We start from the raw sequence: 20,065 nt of genomic DNA on the forward strand, positions 1-20,065 counted from the left end.
TCTCGCACTTGAAGAACAGCTGACAGCCCGCCAGCTCGTTCAGATAATCCGACGTCCGAACCGGCGTCCGACGAATGTGCGGCACAATCCGATCATGCGCCAAAAGCATGTCCTCATAGCTCGGGATATACATCACATCGCCCCTCACCCTACGCCGCCGCCTTCGCGGCGATACCGGCGGTTTTCCGGTAGTAGTCCTGCGCCGCCGCGACACCGGACCCGAGCGTGATCGGATAGCCGAGGTCAGCCATGCACATCTCTGCCGTGGCCAATCCCGACAGCATCATCGCATCCGTCAGGCTGCCCAGATGGCCGATGCGGAAGACCTTGCCCGCGACCTCGCCCAGGCCGACGCCGAAGGCCATGCCGTATTTCTGCGCCGCGAGGGTGACGATGTCGGTGCCGTTGAACCCCTCGGGAACGACGACGGCCGTGACCGTGTCGGAGTAAAGCTCGGGCGAGGCCGCGCAGGGCCGCATGCCCCAGGCGGCAACCGCGCGGCGCACGCCCTCGGCGATGCGGTGGTGGCGGGCATAGACATTCTCCAGCCCCTCGTCCTGAAGCATCTCGACCGCGGTGGCGAGCCCGTTGATCAGCCCGGCCGCCGGCGTATAGGGATAGCCGCCGCCCGCGTAGCTTTTCTGCATGTCGCGGAAGTCGAAGAAGGTGCGGGGCAGGGTGGCGGTCTCCATCGCCGCAAGCGCCCGGGGCGACAGGCCCAGGATCGCCAGGCCCGCCGGCAGCATGAAGCCCTTCTGGCTGCCCGCGACGGCGATATCGACGCCCCAGCGGTCCATTTCGAACGGCATCGACCCGATCGAGGAGACGCCATCGACGAACAGCATCGCGGGGTGGCGCGTCCGCTCCATCGCGCGGCGGATGCCAGCGATGTCGCTTCTGACGCCCGTCGCGGTTTCATTGTGCGTGGACAGAACCGCGCGGATGCGATGCGAGGCATCGGCGGCCAGAGCGGCCTCGATGGCCGCGAGAGGCGCGCCCTCCCCCCAGGGGGTCTCGATGATCTGGACGTTCAGGCCGTGGCGCTGGCAGAGGTCGATCCAGCGGTGGCTGAACATCCCGAACCGCCCGACCAGGACCGTGTCGCCCGGCGACAGCGTGTTGGTGATCGCCGCTTCCCAGCCACCGGTGCCGGTCGAGGGAAACAGGATGACCTCGCCCTCCCGCGTTCCCAGGACGGTCTTCACGCCCGCCACCGCCGGCTTGAAGATCCGCGCGAAGGCGGGCGAGCGATGGTCGATCGTCGGCATGTCGCAAGCCTTGCGGATGACCTCCGGGATATTGGTCGGGCCAGGTATGAAGACCGGGTTCTGATAGGACATGACTTCCCCCAAATTCGGAATGACATGACGGTAGCTTGGGGGTGCCTTCGGTGCAATTTTTTCGAAATCAAATTTCAAATGGCGAAAAAATATGACAAGGAGCTGAATAATAATAAATATTTTATTTTCATTGAGCGGAATTGATTTTCAGAATAGAAAATATTCGGAGGTTTCACATGGCCGAGCCAAGACTGCGGGGGCGTCCCCGGAGCTTTCATGACCGAACGGATCAGAACACGATCCAGTCGCTGGATCGGGCGCTCATGATCCTCAAGGTGGTCAGCGAGGCCGGCGGCCTTACCCTGTCGGAGCTTGCGGCGCGCAGCGGGCAATCCGCCCCCACGGTCTACCGCGTCCTGACCACCTTCCAGTCCCACGGCTTCGTCGAGGTCGAGGAGCCGGGGCAGCTTTGGCACGTCGGCGGCGGCGCCTTCCGCGTGGGCTCCGAATTCCTGCGCCGGACCAAGGTTGTCGAACGTGCGCGCCAGCCGATGGACCAGCTGATGCGCGCGACGGGGGAGACCTCGAACCTCGGCGTGGAACACCGCGACAGGGTGTTGTTTCTCAGCCAGGTCGAAACGCATGAGGCGATCCGCGCCTTCTTCCCGCCCGGCACGCTGTCGGACATGCATATTTCCGGGATCGGCAAGGCGCTTCTGGCCTGGTATCCGGAGGCGCGGGTGCGCCGGATCGCCGCGCAGGGGTTGCAGGCGCTGACCGCTCGGTCGCTGGCGACCGAGCCCGCGCTGATGGCGGACCTCGCGGCGACCCGCGCGCGCGGCTTCGCCATCGACGACCAGGAACGGGCAGAGGGCATGCGCTGTGTTGCCGCCCCGATCTTCAACGCGCATGGCGAACCCGTGGCGGGCCTCTCCGTCTCCGGCCCCGCCTTCCGCATGTCGCTGGAGGATGCCCCGCAGCTGGGCGCTCGCGTCAAGGCGGCGGCAGATGAGGTGACGCAGGCGACCGGCGGACGTCTTCCAGCCTAGGCGGAAAGCCGTTTACACCGCCGCCCCGGGGCGCGATAGTCGTCTCAGGACGCGCGCCAAGGAGGAAGCCATGCCCACGATTTCCAAGGAATTTTCCGGCCAGACCGTCATCACGACCTTCGAGATGACCCCGGGCACGGCGCAAGACCTGATGGATGAGCTTCGTGACGCCTACGACCAGTTCATCTCGCGCCAGCCGGGGTTCCTCGGCGCCGGATTGCACATGAACGACGCTCAGACGCGCATCGCCAACTATTCGAAATGGCAGCGGCGGGAAGATTTCCAGGCCATGCTGCGCACGCCCGAGATGCGGGAACGCAACCGCCGCCTTTCTGCGCTCTGTTCCCGGTTCGAGCCGGTGATGTACGAGGTGATGGCCAGCTACGACTGACGCGCCCCCGTCGTTTGGCGCGCCCCCGTCAGGGCGCTGCGTTTAGACAGTCGCGGATGGTTTCGGCCGTATGGCGCAGCACTTGGACGTAAAGCTCCGGGCCCGGCTCCATCGCGCGCCCTTCGGGGTCGAGCGCGCCGCCGATACGGGCCGGGGTGCCTTGGGCCAGCGTCTCGATGGTCTTTGGGTCGGTCCCGGCCTCGGGGAAGACGCAGGCCGCCTCTCCGGCTTGCAGGCGCGCGCGGACCTCCGACAGATGGCCAGCGCCGGGCGCGGCGGCGTCCCCGGTCGCCACGCTCGCCGCGATGATCAGCCCGAAACGGTCGGCGAAATACCCCAAAGCGTCATGGGCGACCACGATGGGGGCGCGCGGCGCGCCGTCCAGCTCTGCCGCGATCTCTGCGGCAAGGCCTTGGATCGCCACCTTGGCCGCCGCGGCATTGGCAAGGTAGGCGCCGGAATTTGCACCGTCCTGCCGGGTCAGCGCCTCCGCAATGGCGTCGAGCCAGACCACGGCATTGTCGGGGTCGAGCCAGGCATGCGGGTCGATTGCGCCGTGGTCATGGCTATCGGCGTGGCTGTCGCCCTCCGTCCCGTCCCATTCGCGTAGCCGGGTGCCCGCGACCGCCAGCAGGGCCACGGTCTGGTCGGGCGTCGCGGCCTGCAGCGCCCGCTCCAGCCAGGGCGTGAATTCCGGCCCGACCCAGAACACGATCTCCGCATCACCCAGCGCCGCCCGTTGCGAGGGGCGAAGCTGGAAGTCATGGGCATCCGCGCCCGGGTCCAAGAGCAATCCGGGCGCGCCGAGGTCCCCCATGACCGCCGCGGCGAGCGACTGGACCAACGGCGTATCGGCGACAACGCGGGGCACATCGGCAAGCGCGGGCTGGGCCAGCAGGGCGACAAGGAAAGGAAGGGCGCGCATGGGAACTCCGCTTGCTCGGTCTGAGGGCATATCTTATGTTATACCATAACAGTCAAGGGGCGAATCATGACCGATGCGAAAGAGGGGGCCGCGCTGGCCTTTGCCGAGCACGACCACGGCCATTGTGCCGGTGACGTGCTGGCCCGGGCCGAGGCGCTGGCCGATGAACGGGGCGCACGCCTGACCCCCGTCCGGCGGCGTGTGCTCGAAATCCTGCTGGAGGCGCATCGCGCGATGGGCGCCTACGAGGTGCTGGACCGTCTTGCCGCCGAAGGCTTCGGCAACAAGCCCCCCGTCGCTTACCGCGCGCTGGAGTTCCTGGTGGAGCAGGGGCTCGCGCACCGTATCCGGCGCCTCAACGCCTTTGCGGCCTGCATGCATCCGGGCGAGGCCCACGCGCCCGCGTTCTTCATCTGCACCGCCTGCGGCGGCGTGGCCGAGGCCCCGGCAGAGGCCGTGCGCGCGGCGATGGAAACGGCTGCGCGGGCCGCGGGTTTCACCATCGAACGGATGAACGCGGAAGCGGTGGGCCTGTGCTCCGCCTGTGCGGAGGCCGCGCGATGCAGCTGATCACCGCGCGGGGGCTGACCGTCAGGCATGGCGGGCAGGTCGTCCTTGCGGGGGTCGATTTCACGATCGCCAAGGGGGAAATCGTCACCGTTGTCGGCCCCAACGGGTCGGGCAAGTCGACGCTTCTGAAGGCCCTGATCGGGCTTGAGCATTCGGTCGAGGGGCAAATCACACGGGCGGCGGGGCTCAGCATCGGCTATGTTCCGCAACGCCTGCACATGGACGCGCGGATTCCGATGACTGTGCGGCGGTTCCTGTCGCTCCCGCGCCGGGTCGCCGACGCGGCGGCCGAGGCCGAGCTTGCACGCACCGGCGTGGCGGGGATCGGCCCGCGCCCGATGTCGGCGCTTTCGGGCGGGCAGTTCCAGCGGGTCCTTCTGGCGCGCGCGCTTCTGGCCCGGCCGGAGATCCTGATCCTCGACGAACCGACGCAGGGGCTGGACCAGCCCGGCGTCGCCGCCTTCTACCGCCTGATCGAGGAGGTGCGCGCCGAAACCGGCGTGGCCGTCCTGATGGTCAGCCATGACCTGCATGTGGTGATGAGCGCGACCGACCGGGTGATCTGCCTGAACGGCCATGTCTGCTGCGAAGGCGCGCCCCGCGTGGTCTCCGAGGCGCCAGAGTACCGCGCGCTTTTCGGGCTGGGCACGGGCGGTGCGCTCGCGCTTTACCAGCACGTCCACGACCACGGCCACGATCACGATCAGGCTACCGGGCACGCCCCCGGTCATGGCCACGGCCATTCAGGGCACGCCCATCACCACCATCACGAGGGCACCGATGCCTGAGGATTTCCTGATCCGGGCAGCACTTGCGGGGCTTGGCCTGACGCTCGCGACGGGCCCCTTGGGGGCTTTCGTGGTCTGGCGGCGGATGGCCTTCTTCGGCGATGCGACGGCCCATGCGGCGATCCTGGGCGTGGCGCTGGCGCTGGCGACGGACTTGCCGGTCTATGCCGGGACGCTGGCGGTCGCGCTGGCCATGGGGCTCGCGGTCTCGGCGCTGGCCGGGCGCGGGCAAGCGGCGGATTCGGCGCTGGGGGTGCTTGCCCATTCGGCGCTGGCGCTGGGGCTGATCGCGGTGTCGTTCCTGCCGGGTGTCCGGGCGGACCTTTCGGCCTACCTCTTCGGAGACATCCTGGCCGTGACCGGGGGCGACCTGGTCTGGATCTGGGCCGGGGCGGCTCTGGTGCTGGCGCTGATCGCCTGGCGCTGGCAGGCGCTTTTGACCGCGACGGTGGACGAGGCGCTGGCCCAGGCGTCCGGCATCGATCCGCGCCGCGAAAGGCTGGTCCTGACGCTGGCGCTGGCCTTGGTTGTCGCGGTCGCGGTCAAGATCGTAGGTGCGCTGCTGATCGCGGCGATGCTGATCATTCCGGCCGCCGCCGCGCGGGGGCCGTCGCGCTCACCCGAGGCGATGGCGGGCTTTGCCGTGCTTTTCGGGGCGCTTTCGGTCCTCGGCGGGCTCGCGCTTTCGCTGCGGCTCGACACGCCGGCCGGCCCCTCCATCGTGGCGACGGCCGCGGCGATCTTCGCGCTCAGCCTCCTCCCCCGCCGCGCCGGGTAGATTTCCCTCCGGGCCGCGGCTATGTCCGTTCCAAGACCGGGACAGGGGGCGGAGATGACGAACCACCTTTACGACGCGCTTTTCGGACGCCATGCGGACAGCGAGGCGACCTTCCTCATCCTTCCCGACGGGCAAAGCCTGGCGTATCGCGCCTTCCTGGCCGAGGCGGCCCGCTATGCCCATGCCCTGCGCGCGGCGGGACTTGCCCCCGGCGATCGCGTGGCGATGCAGCTTGAAAAAAGCCCGGCCATGCTGGCGGTGATCGCCGGCGCGATCCGTGCCGGGATCGTCTTTCTGCCGCTCAACACCGCCTACACGGCGGCCGAGGTGGCGTATTTCGTCGCGAACTCGGGTGCGAAGCTGCTTCTGGCCGATGGCGCGCGGGCCGAGGCGCTTGGCCCCGTCGCCCGCGATTGCGGCGCGACGCTGCAAACCCTGAACGCGGACGGCACCGGCAGCTTCGCCGATGCGGCGGCGGGGCAGAACGATGACTATCCGACCGAGGCCTGCGGGCCCGATACGCTCGCGGCCTTCCTTTACACCTCCGGGACCACCGGGCGGTCGAAGGGGGCCATGATGACGCATGACAACCTTCTGTCGAACGCGCGGGTGCTGGTGGATTACTGGCGGTTCACCGCCGAGGACGTGCTGCTTCATGCGCTGCCGATTTTCCACACGCACGGGCTTTTCGTGGCCACCAACGTGGCGCTTCTGGCGGGCTGCCCGATGATCTTCCTGCCGAAGTTCGACGCCGAGGCAGTCATTGGGTTGCTGCCACGCGCCACCGCGATGATGGGGGTGCCGACATTCTACACCCGGCTGCTGGACGATCCGCGCCTGACCCGTGACCTGGTCGCCGGAATGCGGCTCTTCATCTCCGGCTCGGCGCCGCTATTGGCTGAGACCCACGTCGCCTGGGAGGAGTGGACCGGCCACCGCATCCTTGAACGCTATGGCATGACAGAGACCAACATGAACACCTCCAACCCCTACGAGGGCGCGCGGCGCGCGGGCACCGTGGGCTTCCCCCTGCCGGGGGTGGAGCTGAAGATCCGGGACACCGAAGGCGCGGAGGTCGCCCAAGGCGAGATCGGCGTGATCGAGGTGCGCGGCCCCAATGTCTTCAAGGGCTACTGGCAGATGCCTGAAAAGACCCGCGAGGAGTTGAGGGAGGACGGGTTCTTCATCACCGGCGACCTTGGCCGGATCGACGCCGAGGGCTACGTGACCATCGTCGGGCGCGCCAAGGACCTGATCATCTCGGGCGGGTTCAACGTCTACCCGAAAGAGGTGGAAATGGCGCTGGACGACCAGCCGGGTGTCCTCGAAAGCGCCGTGATCGGGGTGCACCATCCCGATTTCGGCGAGGGCGTGGTGGCCGTGGTCGTGGCCGAAAAGGGTGCGGCGCTTGACCCCGAGCGGCTCCGGCAAGGGATCGCCGCGGAGCTCGCCGCCTTCAAACGGCCGAAGCACATCGCCGTGGTCGCGGAACTGCCGCGCAATACCATGGGCAAGGTGCAGAAGAACCTGCTGCGCAACAGCTACGCAGACCTGTTCCGCGCCTAGCGGCGCGGCGGGCGCGACCGGTAGACCGGAAGCTGCCAGCCGAACAGCAGGCTGCCCGCGCGCAGCACCAGCGTCACCGCGGCACAGACCAGAAGCGCGGCCCCCTGCGGCATCACCTGCGCCGCCACAAGCGCGGCCGCGGCGCCGGCAAACGCCGCCGTCACGTAAAGCTCCCCCTGTTTCAGGACCAGGGGCACCTCGTTGCAGACCACATCGCGCATGAGCCCACCCAGGCAACCGGTCGCCACCCCCATCAGCAACACGACCGCCGCGCCGTGACCGAGCGTCATCGCGACGCCGGTTCCCGCCGGAACCGCCACGGCCAGCGCCAGCGCATCGAGCCAGGTCAGGACCCTGAGCCGGCTCTCAAGCAGATGGGCGGAGAAGAAGACGACCGCCGACGCGGCCACCGCCACGGCGATGAACCCGGGCTCGGCCACCCAGAACACCGGGTTGCGGTCGAGGATCACGTCGCGCACCGTGCCCCCGCCCGTCGCGGTCAGCGCCGCGACGAAGGCAAAGCCCACGATGTCAAGCTGCGCGCGGCTCGCGACCAGCGCCCCGGTCAGCGCGAAGACGAAGACCGAGGCGTAGTCGAGCAGCTCAAGCAGGGTCATCGGGTCGCGCCTTCTTTGGCTTGAAGGGTTTCATCCCAGCCCTCGCCAGCTCGTCGGCGCGCTCATTCTCGGGGTGCCCGGCATGGCCCTTGATCCATTCCCAGTTCACCTCGTGACGCGCCTGTGCCGCTTCGAGCCGCTGCCAGAAATCCACGTTCTTGACCGGTTTCTTGTCCGCAGTGCGCCAGCCGTTGCGCTTCCAGCCGTAGATCCAGGCGGTCACGCCGTTCTTCACATAGGCGCTGTCGGTGACGACGGTGATCCGCGAAGGGCGGCTCAGCGCCTCCAGCGCCGAGATCGCCGCCAGAAGCTCCATCCGGTTGTTGGTGGTCTCCGGCTCGCCGCCGTTGAGCTCGCGCGTCTTGACGACCGCCTCGCCCTCGCGCGCGATCATGAGGACGCCCCAGCCGCCCGGGCCGGGATTGCCGGAGCATGCCCCGTCGGTATAGGCGAACAGCTCAGGCACGGGCGGTCAGGATCGCGAAGGGGTCATCGGTGCCGGCAAGGCCACGCTCTTGGCCTACGAAACAGGAAGCGACGGTGAAGCCCGCCCCGGTCAGAAGGGCGCGAAGCTCTGCCACGCTGTAGTAGCTGTAGTAACGGTCGAGCGGGTCGCGCGCCTCGCCCGCGCCGGTCTTCATCCCGAGATGAAGCAGCCCGCCGGGCTTGAGCGCCCGGTGAAGGGCCGCAAGGTGGCGGGGCAGGTCCGCGCGGGGTGCGTGAAGCAGCGCGAAGTTCGCCCAGACGCCGTCGTATTCGGCAACGGCGGCGATGTCGTCGAAGGTGCCGATCCGCGCGCCGATGTCATGGCGGGCGTTGGCAAGCGCCACCATCGCGGCGGACGCGTCGACCGGGTCCGGCCGGTGCCCCGCCGCGCGCAGGAAGGCCGAGGCGGTTCCCGGCCCGCAGCCGAGATCGAGCACGCGGGCGCCTTCGGGCAGGGCGGCGATGAAGGCCGCCAGATGCCGGTCCGGCAGGTCCGCGGCGAAGCGGTCGGCGTAATCGCCCGCCTTCGCGTCATAGACGGCGATGGTGCGCGGGTCGGCGCTCATGCAGGCTCTCGCAGTACGCGGGGCACCTTGAATTCGACCCGCTCGCGCGCGGTCTCGACCATCTCGACGGTAACGGCGTAGCGGGCGCGGAAGGCGTCGATCACCTCGTTGACCAGCACCTCGGGGGCAGAGGCCCCGGCCGTCAGCCCGATCGCGCGCACACCTTCCAGCGCCCGCCAGTCGATATCGGCCGCGCGCTCGACCAGCTGCGCGTGCGCGCATCCGGCGGCCCGGCCCACTTCGACCAACCGGCGGGAGTTCGACGAGTTTGGCGCCCCGATCACCAGCAGCGCGCCAATGCGGGGGGCGATCGCCTTGACCGCCTCCTGGCGGTTGGTGGTGGCGTAACAGATGTCTTCCTTGTGCGGGCCGATGATCGCCGGGAAACGGGCCTTCAGCGCCGCGACGATGCCGGCGGTGTCATCGACCGACAGGGTCGTCTGGGTGATGAAGGCCAGCCGTTCGGGATTGCGGGGGGCGATGCGCGCGACATCCTCCACCGTCTCGACCAGGATGACCTCGCCCTCCGGCAGCTGGCCCATGGTGCCCAGCGTCTCCGGGTGGCCGGCATGGCCGATCATCACCATTTGCAGCCCGTTCTCGTGATGGCGCTCGGCCTCGATATGCACCTTGGAGACGAGGGGGCAGGTGGCATCCACATAGACCATCTCGCGCCGCGCGGCCTCGGCGGGGACGGATTTCGGCACGCCATGGGCGGAAAAGATCACCGGCCGATCGTCGGGACAGTCGGCCAGTTCCTCGACGAAGACGGCGCCCTTGGCGCGCAGCCCGTCGACGACATAGCGGTTGTGGACGATCTCGTGGCGCACATAGACCGGCGCCCCCCATTTTTCGAGCGCGAGTTCCACGATGCGGATCGCGCGGTCCACGCCCGCGCAGAAGCCGCGCGGGGCGGCGAGATATAGCGTTAGTTCCTGGGTCATCGCATCCTCGGCAGTGCGCCGGGACATTATGCCAGCGCGGGGGACGACACAACCGTGCCCGCCCCGCGCCGCGTCGCGCCGGATCTAGCGGCCGCCGCCGACGGTCTCTTCCTCGCGCTCGAAGCGGGGTTCGCGCGGCGGGCGCCCGATCACTTCGCGCAGCGCGTCAAGCTCAATGAAGTTGTCGGCCTGGCGGCGCAGCTCGTCGGCGATCATCGGCGGCTGAGAACGGATGGTCGAGACCACCGAAACCCGCACGCCCTGCCGCTGCAGGCTTTCGACCAGCGGCCGGAAATCCCCGTCGCCCGAGAACAGGACAATGTGATCGACCCGGGGCGCAAGCTCCATCGCGTCCACGGTCAGCTCGATGTCCATGTTGCCCTTGACCTTCCGGCGCCCCTGGCTGTCGGTGTATTCCTTGGCGGGCTTCGTCACCATGCAGAAGCCGTTGTAGTGCAGCCAGTCGACCAGTGGCCGGATGGGGGAATATTCGTCGTTTTCCAGAAGTGCGGTGTAGTAGAAAGCGCGCAGCAACTTGCCGCGACGCTCGAATTCCTGACGCAACAGCTTGTAGTCGATGTCGAACCCGAGCGCCTTGGCCGCCGCGTAGAGGTTGGAGCCATCGATGAAAAGTGCGAGCCGTTCATCCTTGTAGAACATCAATAGCTCCCTTCGAGAATACAATGCGTCAACGAAGTCGAACACACGACTGGTAAGACCGGACGACTTGGCTCAAAAATAGGCGAGAGCGCAGATTTGGCAACGGCAACAATGGTATCTGCACATATGCAAAAGTATAAGTTTGCTCTGATTGCGCTGGGTGGCAACCTGCCCACGGAGGCCGGAGACCCCGCCGAACTGCTGCGCGCGGCGCTTCGCGACATGGCGGCGGCGGGCTGCGTGCTGGTGGCGGTCAGCCGGTTTTTCGCGACACCGGCCTACCCGCCGGGCTCCGGCCCCGATTTCGTCAATGCGGCGGCGGTGGTTTCCTCGGACCTCGCGCCCGGGGCGTTGCTGGACCTGCTGCACGAGATCGAGGCGCGGCACGGGCGCGAACGGTTGCAGCGCTGGGGCGCGCGCACGCTTGACCTCGACCTTCTGGCGGTGGGCGATACCGTGCTGCCGGACGCGCAGACGCAGGACCACTGGCGCGCGCTCGCGCCCGAGGCGCAGCAGGCGCTTGCGCCCGACCGGCTGATCCTGCCCCATCCCCGGCTTCAGGACCGGGGATTCGTCCTGGTCCCGCTGATGGATGTGGCACCGCTCTGGACCCATCCCCGGACCGGGAATACGGTCGCGGCGATGGTCCAGGCCCTGCCGGAGGAGGACAAAGCGGCGATCCGGCCGCTCTGACCGGGATTCCGCGCTTGTCAAGCCCGGACATAGGGCATACATAGCGACTTCCACCTTCCCATTCGGATTGGAGTTGCCGATGGCCCGCGTGACGGTCGAAGATTGCGTTGACAAGGTTCCGAACCGGTTCGAGCTCGTGATGCTCGCGTCGCATCGTGCGCGCGAAATCGCGTCGGGCTCGCCGCTGACGATCGACCGCGACAACGACAAGAACGCCGTCGTTGCCCTGCGCGAAATCGCGGACGAAACCCAGACCGCGGCCGATCTGCGCGAACGCATGATCGAAAGCAACCAGACCCAGATCGAGGTGGACGAGCCCGAGGACGACGCCATGGCGCTTCTCATGGGTGGCGAGGTCGATCGTCCTGCGCAAGACGACATGGACGAGGAACGCCTGCTGCGCCAGCTCATGGAAGCCCAGGGTCAGGGTTAAGGACGAGCCCTGAGGCGAGCGGATCACCATGATCGAAGTCGAAGACCTGATCGCGCTGGTCCGCAACTACAACCCCCGAACCAACGCTGACCTGATCCGGCGCGCCTATGCCTATGGGCGCCAGATGCATGACGGGCAGAAGCGGCACTCGGGGGAGGACTACTTCACCCATCCCGTCGCCGTCGCCGCGATCCTGACCGAGCAGCGGCTGGACGATGCCTCGATCGTGACCGCGCTCCTGCACGATACGATCGAAGACACGAAGTCCACCTATTCCGAGGTGACGCGCCAGTTCGGAGCAGAGATCGCGGAACTGGTCGATGGCGTCACCAAGCTGACCAACCTGCAACTGTCCTCCACCGCCTCCAAGCAGTCGGAAAACTTCCGCAAGCTCTTCATGGCGATGTCGAAGGACCTGCGGGTGATCCTCGTGAAGCTCGCCGACCGGCTGCACAACATGCGCACGATCAAGTCGTTGCCGTATGACAAGCAGGCCCGCAAGGCGCGCGAGACGATGGACATCTTCGCCCCGCTTGCCGGCCGCATGGGCATGCAGTGGATGCGCGAGGAGCTTGAGGACCTGTCCTTCCGCGTCCTGAACCCGGAGGCGCGATCCTCGATCATCCGCCGCTTCATCACGCTTCAGAAGGAAACCGGCGACGTGATCCAGAAGATCACCGCCGACATCCGCCTGGAACTGGAGGCGGAATCGGTCGAGGCCGACGTCTTCGGGCGGGCGAAGAAGCCCTACTCGATCTGGCGCAAGATGCAGGAAAAGCGGCTTGCCTTCTCGCGCCTGTCGGACATCTACGGCTTTCGCGTCATCTGCCAGACGGAGCAGGACTGCTACCGCATCCTGGGCGCGATCCATCGCCGCTGGCGCGCCGTGCCGGGGCGGTTCAAGGACTACATCAGCCAGCCGAAATCGAACGGCTACCGCTCGATCCACACGACCGTGTCGGGCCGCGACGGCAAGCGCGTCGAGGTGCAGATCCGCACCCGCCAGATGCATGAGGTCGCCGAGGCCGGGGTTGCCGCGCATTGGTCATACCGCGATGGCGAACGGGCGCAGAACCCCTTCGCCGTCGATCCGGCGAGGTGGATCGCCACGCTGACGGAGCGGTTCGAAAGCGGCGACGACCATGACGAGTTCCTCGAGAACGTGAAGCTCGAGATGTATTCGGACCAGGTCTTCTGCTTCACGCCCAAGGGCGATGTGGTGCAGTTGCCCAAGGGGGCGACGCCGATCGACTTCGCCTATGCGATCCATACGCGAATCGGCAACTCCTGCGTCGGCGCCAAGGTCGACGGGATTCGCGTACCGCTCTGGACACGGCTCAAGAACGGTCAGTCGGTGGAGGTGATCACCGCCACCGGCCAGCGCCCGCAGGCGACCTGGATCGACATCGTCGTGACCGGCCGGGCGAAGTCCGCGATCCGGCGCAGCCTGCGCGAAGAGGACCGCGAACGCTTCGTCAAGCTCGGCCAGGAACTGGCGCGCGTGGCCTTCGAGCATGTCGGGCGCAAGGTGACGGAAAAGGCGCTGAAGATCGCGGCGAAGAACTTGGCGCTGGCCGACGAAAAGGAAGTCCTGGCGCGGGTCGGTTCCGCGGAGCTGACGGCGAGCGAGGTGCTGGCCGCGATCTATCCCGAACTGGCGCAGCAGGCGGCCGAAGAGGTCGATTCGCGCCGCGCCGTCGTGGGGCTGACCGCGGATCAGAACTTCCGCCGCGCCAACTGCTGCCAGCCGGTGCCGGGCGAACGCATCGTCGGCATCACCTATCGCGGTCAGGGCGTGGTCGTTCACGCCATCGATTGCCCCGCCCTGGCCGAGTTCGAGGAACAGCCCGGGCGCTGGATCGACCTGCATTGGCATTCCGGCCGCCACCCCGCCGTCTACACGATCAGCCTGAACCTCACGATCTCGAACGATGCGGGTGTGCTGGGACGAATCTGCACCTTGATCGGCGTGCAGAAGGCCAATATCTCCGATCTGACTTTCGTTGACCGCAAACCGGATTTCTACCGGCTGATCGTCGAGGTCGATTTGCGGGACGCGGAGCATTTGCATGCCCTGCTGACCGCGCTCGAAGCGGAACCGGATGTCGCCCAGGTGGAGCGCTACCGGGACCTCAACCGCAAGCCCTGAGGAGGGGCAGGAAGGAAGCGGACCCTTGGTCTTCAAGCGGCGTAACCCGCGGACCTACCTCCAGATCATCGCAGAGGCGTTCTGGCCGCGCGGTGGATGGACCCGCGCTTTCCATTACGTCAAGCACCGCATCCGCCGCCTGCCCGATAACCCCAAGAGCATCGCGCGCGGCGTGGCCGCCGGGGTCTTCGTCAGTTTCACGCCGCTCTTCGGCCTGCATTTCATCTCCGCCTTCATCGCGGCCCGCATCGTGCGCGGCAACGTGCTGGCGGCGCTCTTGGGGACCTTCTTCGGCAATCCCGTGAGCTTCCCGATCATCGCCTTCAGTTCGCTTCAGATCGGGCACTTCATCCTGGGGACGCATTTCGACCTTGCCGGCCATTCCACGCTTGTCAGCGAATTCGTGGGCGCGGGCCACGACCTCAAGCACAATCTCTTTGCGCTTTTCACCGATGAGGTCACGCATTGGGGCAATCTCATCGGCTTCTTCAAGCGTGTCTTCCTCCCTTACCTCGTGGGGGGGATCGCCCCCGGCCTTATCGCGGCGGTGGTCAGCTACTGGCTCTCGGAGCCGGTGATCGCGGCTTACCAGAAACGGCGGCGCAAGCGGCTGAAGGAGCGGCTTGAGAAACTCAAGGCCAAGCTTCATGCCCGCGCCGAGGAACGGCGCGAAAAAGGCTGAGGGGAATTGTGCCGGTGACGATTCCGCCGTTCACAGCGCCCGCCCGCCCGGTCTAAGTTTCACCCAACAGCAGAAGAACGGAGCTTTCCAGGTGACCAGACTCAGGCTTGGCGTGAACATCGACCATGTCGCGACCGTCCGCAACGCGCGCGGCTCGGCCTATCCCGATCCGGTGCGCGCGGCCCTGCTTGCCGAGAAGGCCGGCGCCGACGGGATCACCGCGCATCTTCGCGAGGACCGCCGTCACATCGTCGATGCCGATATCGAGCGGTTGATGGCCGCGCTCTCGACGCCGCTGAACTTCGAGATGGCGGCGACCGCCGAGATGCAGGCGATCGCGCTGCGCCACCGCCCCCACGCCGTCTGCATCGTCCCCGAGAAGCGCGAGGAGCGCACGACCGAAGGCGGTCTCGACGTGGCGGGCGACATCGCGCGGCTGACCGACTACATCGCCCCCCTGCGCGAAGGCGGCTGCCGCGTCTCGATGTTCATCGGCCACGATGCGCGCCAGATCGAGGCCTCTGCCCGGATCGGCGCGGCGGTCGTTGAACTGCACACCGGGCATTACTGCGACCTTCACTACGAAGGGCGCATCGCCGAACGCGACGCGGAACTCGCGGCGCTCGTCGAAGGCGCGCGGCTGGCCCATTCGCTGGGACTGGAGGTCCATGCGGGCCATGGCCTGACCTATGAGACCGTGGCCCTGATCGCTGTCCTGCCGGGGGTCCGGGAACTCAACATCGGGCATTTCCTGATCGCGGAGGCGATCTTCACCGGCCTCGGTCCCGCGATCGACGAGATGCGCCAGCGGATGGATGCGGCGCGGGCATGATCCTCGGCATCGGAACCGACCTTGCGAATATCGAGCGTATCGCCGCGACGCTCGACCGCTTCGGGGACCGGTTCCGCCAACGGGTCTTCACCGAGGTCGAGCAGGCCAAGGCCGAACGCCGCAAGGACGTCGCCGGCACCTACGCCAAGCGCTGGGCGGCGAAGGAGGCCTGTTCCAAGGCGCTGGGCACCGGGCTCAGCATGGGGATATCCTGGAAGGACATGGCGGTGGCGAACCTGCCCTCCGGTCAGCCGGTCATGCACCTCACGGGCTGGGCCGCCGACCGGCTGGCGCAGATGACGCCCCCGGGGCACGAGGCGATCGTGCATGTCACACTGACCGACGATCACCCCTGGGCGCAGGCCTTCGTGGTGATCGAGGCCCGCCCCGTTGCCGACGCCAACGGGTCTTTGCCCAAGGAAACTTGACACTTGCGGCATGCAGGCCCATGAAGCGGGCGCAATGATGACAGGACGGATCATGTCGAGCAAAGCCAGCGACGGTATCGTCGAAACCTTCAAGACGATCGTCTACGCCCTTCTGATCGCCGGGGTGTTCCGCACGCTCTTCTTCCAGCCGTTCTGGATCCCCTCGGGGTCGATGAAGGACACGCTGCTGATCGGCGACTTCCTCTTCGTCAACAAGATGGCCTATGGCTATTCGCGCTATTCCTGCCCCTTCGCCATCTGCCCGATCTCTGGCCGTATCCTGGGCTCGGAGCCCGAGCGTGGTGATGTCGTGGTCTTCCGCCACCCGGCCAACGGGCGCGACTTCATCAAGCGTCTGATCGGCCTTCCCGGCGACACGATCCAGGTGCTGGACGGCGTGCTTTACATCAACGGTACTGTCGCGCCCCAGGTTCCTGCGACCACGTTCGAGGAGATCAAGGAACCGCAGGGCTCCGAAGGGCTGGTGCCGCGCTGCTCCAATGATCCGGTCGGCAAGGGCGGCATCTGCGAAAAGCAGCGTTTCACCGAGACGCTGCCGAACGGCGTCAGCCACGACGTGCTCAACATCACCGACAACTGGGGGGCAGACAACACGCCGATCTTCTCGGTCCCGGCGGGTCACTACTTCTTCATGGGCGACAACCGCGACAACAGCCAGGACAGCCGCATCGCCGTGCAGTCCGGCGGCGTCGGTCTGGTGCCGGCCGAATACCTGATCGGGCGGGCGGAACGGATCATGTTCTCCTCCGCGGGGCGTTCGCTCTTCGCGTTCTGGACCTGGCGCGGGGATCGTTTCTTCAAGGCGATCGAGTGAAGCTGGCGGCCGATCTTCAGGCCTTCGCGGCCAGGATCGGGCACGACTTCCGCCGTCCCGAGCTGCTGTTGCGCGCGCTGACGCATGGATCGATCGCGACGCCCACGCGGCCCGACAACCAGCGGCTCGAATTCCTGGGCGACCGGGTGCTGGGCCTCGTGATGGCCGAGGCGCTGCTGGCCGCCGACAAGGGCGCGAGCGAGGGCCAGCTTGCCCCCCGTTTCAACGCCCTGGTGCGCAAGGAAACCTGCGCCGAGGTCGCGGCCAGCGTTTCCCTGGGCGATGTGCTCAAGCTTGGCCGGTCGGAGATGATGACGGGTGGGCGCCGCAAGCAGGCGCTGCTTGGCGATGCGATGGAGGCGGTGATCGCCGCCGTCTATCTCGACGCGGGCTTCGAGGCGGCCAAGGCGATGGTGCTCCGGCTCTGGGGCGGGCGCATCGGCGAGGTCGCCGAGGACGCACGCGACGCCAAGACCGCGCTTCAGGAATGGGCGCAGGCCCGCGGCATGCCGCCCCCCGCCTATGTCGAGATCGCCCGCGAAGGCCCGCCCCACCAGCCGGTCTTCACGGTCGAGGCGCGCATCGCCACGGGCGAGGCGGCGCAGGCCAGGGCCGGCGCCAAGCGCCAGGCCGAACAGGCCGCCGCCAAGGCGCTGCTGGAACGGATGGAAACCGGCGCGGCCTAGGTGCGACAGGGCTGCTGCGCCAGTCTGGCGCGGGCACCGCACCCTTCGACAAGTCAACTGGTGTTTTGGACGCGCTTCGTCTATTGCACATGCGTTCTGCAATGAGGACCCATCCATGGCTGAGACGCGCGCGGGCTTCGTCGCCCTGATCGGAGAGCCCAACGCCGGCAAGTCGACGCTTCTGAACCAGATGGTCGGGGCCAAGGTCTCGATCGTCACGCACAAGGTGCAAACCACGCGCGCCCGCATTCGCGGCATCGCGATGGAGGGCGCGGCGCAGATCGTCTTCGTGGATACGCCGGGTCTCTTCCGCCCGCGCCGCAGGCTGGACCGGGCGATGGTCGCCGCCGCCTGGGGCGGGGCCGCGGATGCCGACATCGTCGTCCTGCTGGTCGAGGCGCACCGCGGCCTGACCGAGGGCGTCAAGGGCATCATCGAGGCGCTGCGCGACAAGCTTCCCGCGGCGACGCGGGTGGCGCTCGCGATCAACAAGATCGATCGCGTGAAGGCCGAGGAACTCCTGGGGCTTTCGCAGACCATGAACGAGGCCTATGCGTTCGAGCGGACCTTCATGATCTCGGCCGAAAAGGGCTATGGGGTCCAGGACCTGAAGGAATGGCTTGCCGCCGAACTGCCCGAAGGCCCCTGGTTCTATCCGGAGGATCAGATCGCAGACTTGCCCATGCGCATGATCGCAGCGGAGGTCACGCGTGAAAAGCTGACGCTGCGCCTGCACGAGGAATTGCCCTATCAGCTGACGGTTGAGACCGAACGCTGGGAAGAGCGCAAGGACGGATCGGCCCGGATCGACCAGATCGTCTATGTCGCGCGTGACGGCCACAAGGGCATCGTGCTCGGCAACCGGGGCGAGACCATCAAGGCCGTCGGCAAGGCGGCGCGCGAAGAGCTGACGGAGTTTCTTGGCCGGCCGGTGCACCTGTTCCTGAACGTGAAGGTGCGGCCGAACTGGCTTGAGGAAAGCGAACGCTATTCCGAGATGGGGCTCGAATTCCGGGATGGCGACTGAGCCGCGCCTGACGGCGGATTTCTGGGTGCGGGCCTATCTTGCGCGCCTGCAAAGCGCCGCGATCCCGGCCTATGTGACCTGTCGGGGCGACCCCACGGCCGGGGCGGTGCTGGTCAAGCTTGCCACGCTCGACGGCGCGGCGCGGCTCTATCAGCGCAGTTTCGATCTGATGACGGGTGCCCGTGCCTGGGTCACGCTGGCCGAGGGGGCCGAGGCGGAGGTCGATGCAGCGGCCCGCCGCCAGCGCCAGATGGACCCCGACCTCTGGGTGATCGAGGTCGAAAGCCGCGAGGGGCGCACACTCCTCGACGAGGAGGGGCTGGCGGGATGATCGAAGCGGTGCGCGGTCCCAAGGGACCGCGCAAGCGATCTCTCGCGCCGCCTGCACGGCAGGCGTCACTCGGGGTCATGGGTATTTGGGCAATGAAGAAATGTCCGTTCATTCTGGCCCAAATACTTCCGCCGGAGGCAGGCCGCACGAAGTGCCAGAAGGCTTGTGCGCGCGCCATGGCGCGGGCACGCAACTGAGAACGGGAAGGGCCCCGCGGACGGCGGGGCCCTTAAAGCGCGGTGCGCTTATTGCGGAATGTCGCCGGTGACGCCTTCGATGTAGAAGCCCATGCCCAGCAGGTCGCCGTCGGGCGCGGTCTGGCCTTCGGCCAGCCAGGGAGAGCCGTCCTGCTTGTTGATCGGGCCGGTGAACGGGTGATAGCTGCCCGCCGCAATGGCGTCGCGTAGCGCCTCGGCCTCGGCCTTCACCTCGGCGGGGACGGCCTCGGTGATTTCTCCGATCAGGACTTCGCCGCCGGAGATGCCTTCCCAGGCGTCGACCTGTTCATAGCTGCCGTCCAGCAGGGCCCCAACGCGCTTCACGTAGTAGGGTGCCCAGTTGTCGATGATCGAGGCCACCCGCGGCGAGGGCTTGTACTCGGCCATGTCGGAGGCCTGCCCGAAGCCGATCACCGCGCCGTTCGACTTCGCCGCTTCCGCGAGCGGTGCGGTCGAATCGGTGTGGGAGGCGACGACATCCACGCCCTGTTCGATCATGGCCTTGGCGGCGTCGGCCTCTTTCGCCGGGTCGAACCAAGTATAGGCCCAGATCACGGTCAGTTCGACATCCGGGTTCACCTGCTTGGCGTGGTGGAAGTAGGAGTTGATGCCCATCACCACTTCCGGGATCGGGAAGGATGCGATGTAGCCGATCTTGTTCGACTTGGTCATGCGGCCAGCGATCAGGCCCTCGATCGCACGCCCCTCGTAGAAGCGGGCGTTGTAGGTCGAGACATTGGCGCTGTCGCGTTTGAAGCCGGTCGCATGTTCGAACATCACGTTGGAGAACTTCGCCGCGACGGCATTGGTCGCGTCCATGTAGCCGAAGGAGGTCGTGAAGATGATGTTGCAGCCACCGAGCGCCATCTGGGTCAGGACGCGTTCGGCGTCCGCGCCTTCGGGTACGCTCTCCTGCCACTGGATCTCGACCTTGTCGCCATAGGTTTCCTGCACGGCCAGCGCGCCCTGGTGGTGCTGGAAGGTCCAGCCGCCGTCGCCGATCGGGCCGACATAGACGAAGCATGCCTTGACGTGGTCCATCGGCTCTCCGGCCATGGCGGTGCCGCCCAGGGCAAGCGCGAAGCCGGCGGCGGCCGTGGTCATGAGGGTTCTTCTGATCATTCTCATCTC

The 20,065-nt window shown here is 67.1% G+C and carries 24 protein-coding genes and 1 pseudogene; 16 read left to right on the forward strand and 9 right to left on the reverse strand.

Annotated features, from left to right (window positions below; all coding sequences use genetic code 11):
* Nucleotides 1–133, reverse strand: a pseudogene (locus OE647_RS15525) (threonine/serine dehydratase); the annotation flags it as partial.
* Nucleotides 134–149: 16 nt separating this feature from the next.
* Nucleotides 150–1,340, reverse strand: coding sequence for an L-aspartate--glyoxylate aminotransferase BhcA (gene bhcA / locus OE647_RS15530; protein WP_263722671.1), 1,191 nt, complete (start codon nt 1,338–1,340; stop codon nt 150–152).
* 176 nt (nt 1,341–1,516) lie between these two features.
* On the opposite strand from bhcA, the gene bhcR reads away from it, so the two are divergent.
* Nucleotides 1,517–2,329, forward strand: a complete 813-nt coding sequence (bhcR, locus tag OE647_RS15535) for an HTH-type transcriptional regulator BhcR (RefSeq protein WP_263722672.1) — start codon at nt 1,517–1,519, stop codon at nt 2,327–2,329.
* Nucleotides 2,330–2,399: 70 nt separating this feature from the next.
* On the forward strand, nt 2,400–2,720 hold the full coding sequence (locus OE647_RS15540; protein WP_263722673.1) for an antibiotic biosynthesis monooxygenase family protein: 321 nt from the start codon (nt 2,400–2,402) through the stop codon (nt 2,718–2,720).
* Nucleotides 2,721–2,748: 28 nt separating this feature from the next.
* Here OE647_RS15540 and OE647_RS15545 read toward each other — a convergent pair whose 3' ends face one another.
* Nucleotides 2,749–3,645: a zinc ABC transporter substrate-binding protein gene (locus OE647_RS15545; RefSeq protein ID WP_263722674.1), complete on the reverse strand. Its 897-nt coding sequence runs from the start codon at nt 3,643–3,645 to the stop codon at nt 2,749–2,751.
* Nucleotides 3,646–3,711: 66 nt separating this feature from the next.
* Between OE647_RS15545 and OE647_RS15550 the strand changes: the two genes are divergently transcribed.
* Genes OE647_RS15550 through OE647_RS15565 form a run of 4 tightly spaced genes read left to right on the forward strand, consistent with a single transcriptional unit; the run spans nt 3,712 to nt 7,347 of the window.
* A complete protein-coding gene (locus OE647_RS15550; RefSeq protein WP_263722675.1) occupies nt 3,712–4,215 on the forward strand; it encodes a transcriptional repressor in 504 nt (167 codons plus the stop codon).
* Complete coding sequence (locus OE647_RS15555) at nt 4,206–5,003, forward strand: metal ABC transporter ATP-binding protein (protein ID WP_263722676.1); 798 nt, start codon at nt 4,206–4,208, stop codon at nt 5,001–5,003. Before OE647_RS15550 ends, OE647_RS15555 begins: the two co-directional genes overlap by 10 nt.
* A complete protein-coding gene (locus OE647_RS15560) occupies nt 4,996–5,781 on the forward strand; it encodes a metal ABC transporter permease (protein ID WP_263722677.1) in 786 nt (261 codons plus the stop codon). Before OE647_RS15555 ends, OE647_RS15560 begins: the two co-directional genes overlap by 8 nt.
* Before the next feature lie 54 nt (nt 5,782–5,835).
* Nucleotides 5,836–7,347 (forward strand): malonate--CoA ligase, encoded by a 1,512-nt coding sequence (locus OE647_RS15565; protein WP_263722678.1) that lies wholly within the window; start codon nt 5,836–5,838, stop codon nt 7,345–7,347.
* Here OE647_RS15565 and OE647_RS15570 read toward each other — a convergent pair.
* The 5 genes from OE647_RS15570 to OE647_RS15590 all read right to left on the reverse strand — a co-directional run bounded on the left by OE647_RS15570 (nt 7,344) and on the right by OE647_RS15590 (nt 10,620).
* Nucleotides 7,344–7,964, reverse strand: a complete 621-nt coding sequence (locus OE647_RS15570; RefSeq protein ID WP_263722679.1) for a trimeric intracellular cation channel family protein — start codon at nt 7,962–7,964, stop codon at nt 7,344–7,346. The genes OE647_RS15565 and OE647_RS15570 overlap by 4 nt on opposite strands.
* A complete protein-coding gene (gene rnhA / locus OE647_RS15575; RefSeq protein WP_263722680.1) occupies nt 7,951–8,430 on the reverse strand; it encodes a ribonuclease HI in 480 nt (159 codons plus the stop codon). The genes OE647_RS15570 and rnhA overlap by 14 nt, the downstream gene beginning before the upstream one ends.
* Nucleotides 8,423–9,016: a class I SAM-dependent DNA methyltransferase gene (locus tag OE647_RS15580; RefSeq protein ID WP_263722681.1), complete on the reverse strand. Its 594-nt coding sequence runs from the start codon at nt 9,014–9,016 to the stop codon at nt 8,423–8,425. Before OE647_RS15580 ends, rnhA begins: the two co-directional genes overlap by 8 nt.
* Nucleotides 9,013–9,960, reverse strand: coding sequence for a 4-hydroxy-3-methylbut-2-enyl diphosphate reductase (ispH, locus tag OE647_RS15585; protein ID WP_263722682.1), 948 nt, complete (start codon nt 9,958–9,960; stop codon nt 9,013–9,015). Before ispH ends, OE647_RS15580 begins: the two co-directional genes overlap by 4 nt.
* An 84-nt stretch (nt 9,961–10,044) precedes the next feature.
* Nucleotides 10,045–10,620, reverse strand: coding sequence for a LabA-like NYN domain-containing protein (locus tag OE647_RS15590; RefSeq protein ID WP_263722683.1), 576 nt, complete (start codon nt 10,618–10,620; stop codon nt 10,045–10,047).
* Nucleotides 10,621–10,746: 126 nt separating this feature from the next.
* On the opposite strand from OE647_RS15590, the gene folK reads away from it, so the two are divergent.
* The 10 genes from folK to OE647_RS15640 all read left to right on the forward strand — a co-directional run bounded on the left by folK (nt 10,747) and on the right by OE647_RS15640 (nt 18,716).
* The gene (gene folK / locus OE647_RS15595) at nt 10,747–11,313 is read left to right on the forward strand and encodes a 2-amino-4-hydroxy-6-hydroxymethyldihydropteridine diphosphokinase (RefSeq protein ID WP_263722684.1); all 567 of its coding nucleotides are present in this window, start codon (nt 10,747–10,749) and stop codon (nt 11,311–11,313) included.
* 79 nt (nt 11,314–11,392) lie between these two features.
* Nucleotides 11,393–11,746, forward strand: a complete 354-nt coding sequence (gene rpoZ, locus OE647_RS15600; protein ID WP_263722685.1) for a DNA-directed RNA polymerase subunit omega — start codon at nt 11,393–11,395, stop codon at nt 11,744–11,746.
* 28 nt (nt 11,747–11,774) lie between these two features.
* Nucleotides 11,775–13,895: a RelA/SpoT family protein gene (locus OE647_RS15605; RefSeq protein ID WP_263722686.1), complete on the forward strand. Its 2,121-nt coding sequence runs from the start codon at nt 11,775–11,777 to the stop codon at nt 13,893–13,895.
* Nucleotides 13,896–13,920: 25 nt separating this feature from the next.
* A complete protein-coding gene (locus tag OE647_RS15610) occupies nt 13,921–14,577 on the forward strand; it encodes a DUF2062 domain-containing protein (protein ID WP_263722687.1) in 657 nt (218 codons plus the stop codon).
* A 91-nt stretch (nt 14,578–14,668) separates the two neighbouring features.
* Nucleotides 14,669–15,409 carry a pyridoxine 5'-phosphate synthase gene (locus OE647_RS15615; protein WP_263722688.1) on the forward strand — a complete coding sequence of 247 codons (741 nt, stop codon included), beginning with the start codon at nt 14,669–14,671 and terminating at the stop codon, nt 15,407–15,409.
* Complete coding sequence (gene acpS / locus OE647_RS15620) at nt 15,406–15,837, forward strand: holo-ACP synthase (RefSeq protein ID WP_263722689.1); 432 nt, start codon at nt 15,406–15,408, stop codon at nt 15,835–15,837. The genes OE647_RS15615 and acpS overlap by 4 nt, the downstream gene beginning before the upstream one ends.
* 52 nt (nt 15,838–15,889) lie before the next feature.
* A complete protein-coding gene (gene lepB, locus OE647_RS15625; protein WP_263722690.1) occupies nt 15,890–16,672 on the forward strand; it encodes a signal peptidase I in 783 nt (260 codons plus the stop codon).
* Nucleotides 16,669–17,358 (forward strand): ribonuclease III, encoded by a 690-nt coding sequence (gene rnc, locus OE647_RS15630; protein WP_263722691.1) that lies wholly within the window; start codon nt 16,669–16,671, stop codon nt 17,356–17,358. Before lepB ends, rnc begins: the two co-directional genes overlap by 4 nt.
* A gap of 115 nt (nt 17,359–17,473) precedes the next feature.
* Entirely contained in the window at nt 17,474–18,385 is a 912-nt protein-coding gene (era, locus tag OE647_RS15635) for a GTPase Era (RefSeq protein ID WP_263722692.1), read from the forward strand.
* Nucleotides 18,375–18,716 carry a DUF1491 family protein gene (locus OE647_RS15640; RefSeq protein WP_263722693.1) on the forward strand — a complete coding sequence of 114 codons (342 nt, stop codon included), beginning with the start codon at nt 18,375–18,377 and terminating at the stop codon, nt 18,714–18,716. Before era ends, OE647_RS15640 begins: the two co-directional genes overlap by 11 nt.
* A gap of 245 nt (nt 18,717–18,961) precedes the next feature.
* On the opposite strand, the gene OE647_RS15645 is transcribed toward OE647_RS15640, so the two are convergent.
* A complete protein-coding gene (locus OE647_RS15645) occupies nt 18,962–20,056 on the reverse strand; it encodes a BMP family ABC transporter substrate-binding protein (RefSeq protein WP_263722694.1) in 1,095 nt (364 codons plus the stop codon).
* Between the last annotated feature and the right edge of the window lie 9 nt (nt 20,057–20,065).

Origin of the sequence: Albidovulum sediminicola (assembly GCF_025751575.1) — a bacterium.
Classification (GTDB): Bacteria; Pseudomonadota; Alphaproteobacteria; order Rhodobacterales; family Rhodobacteraceae; genus Albidovulum; species Albidovulum sediminicola.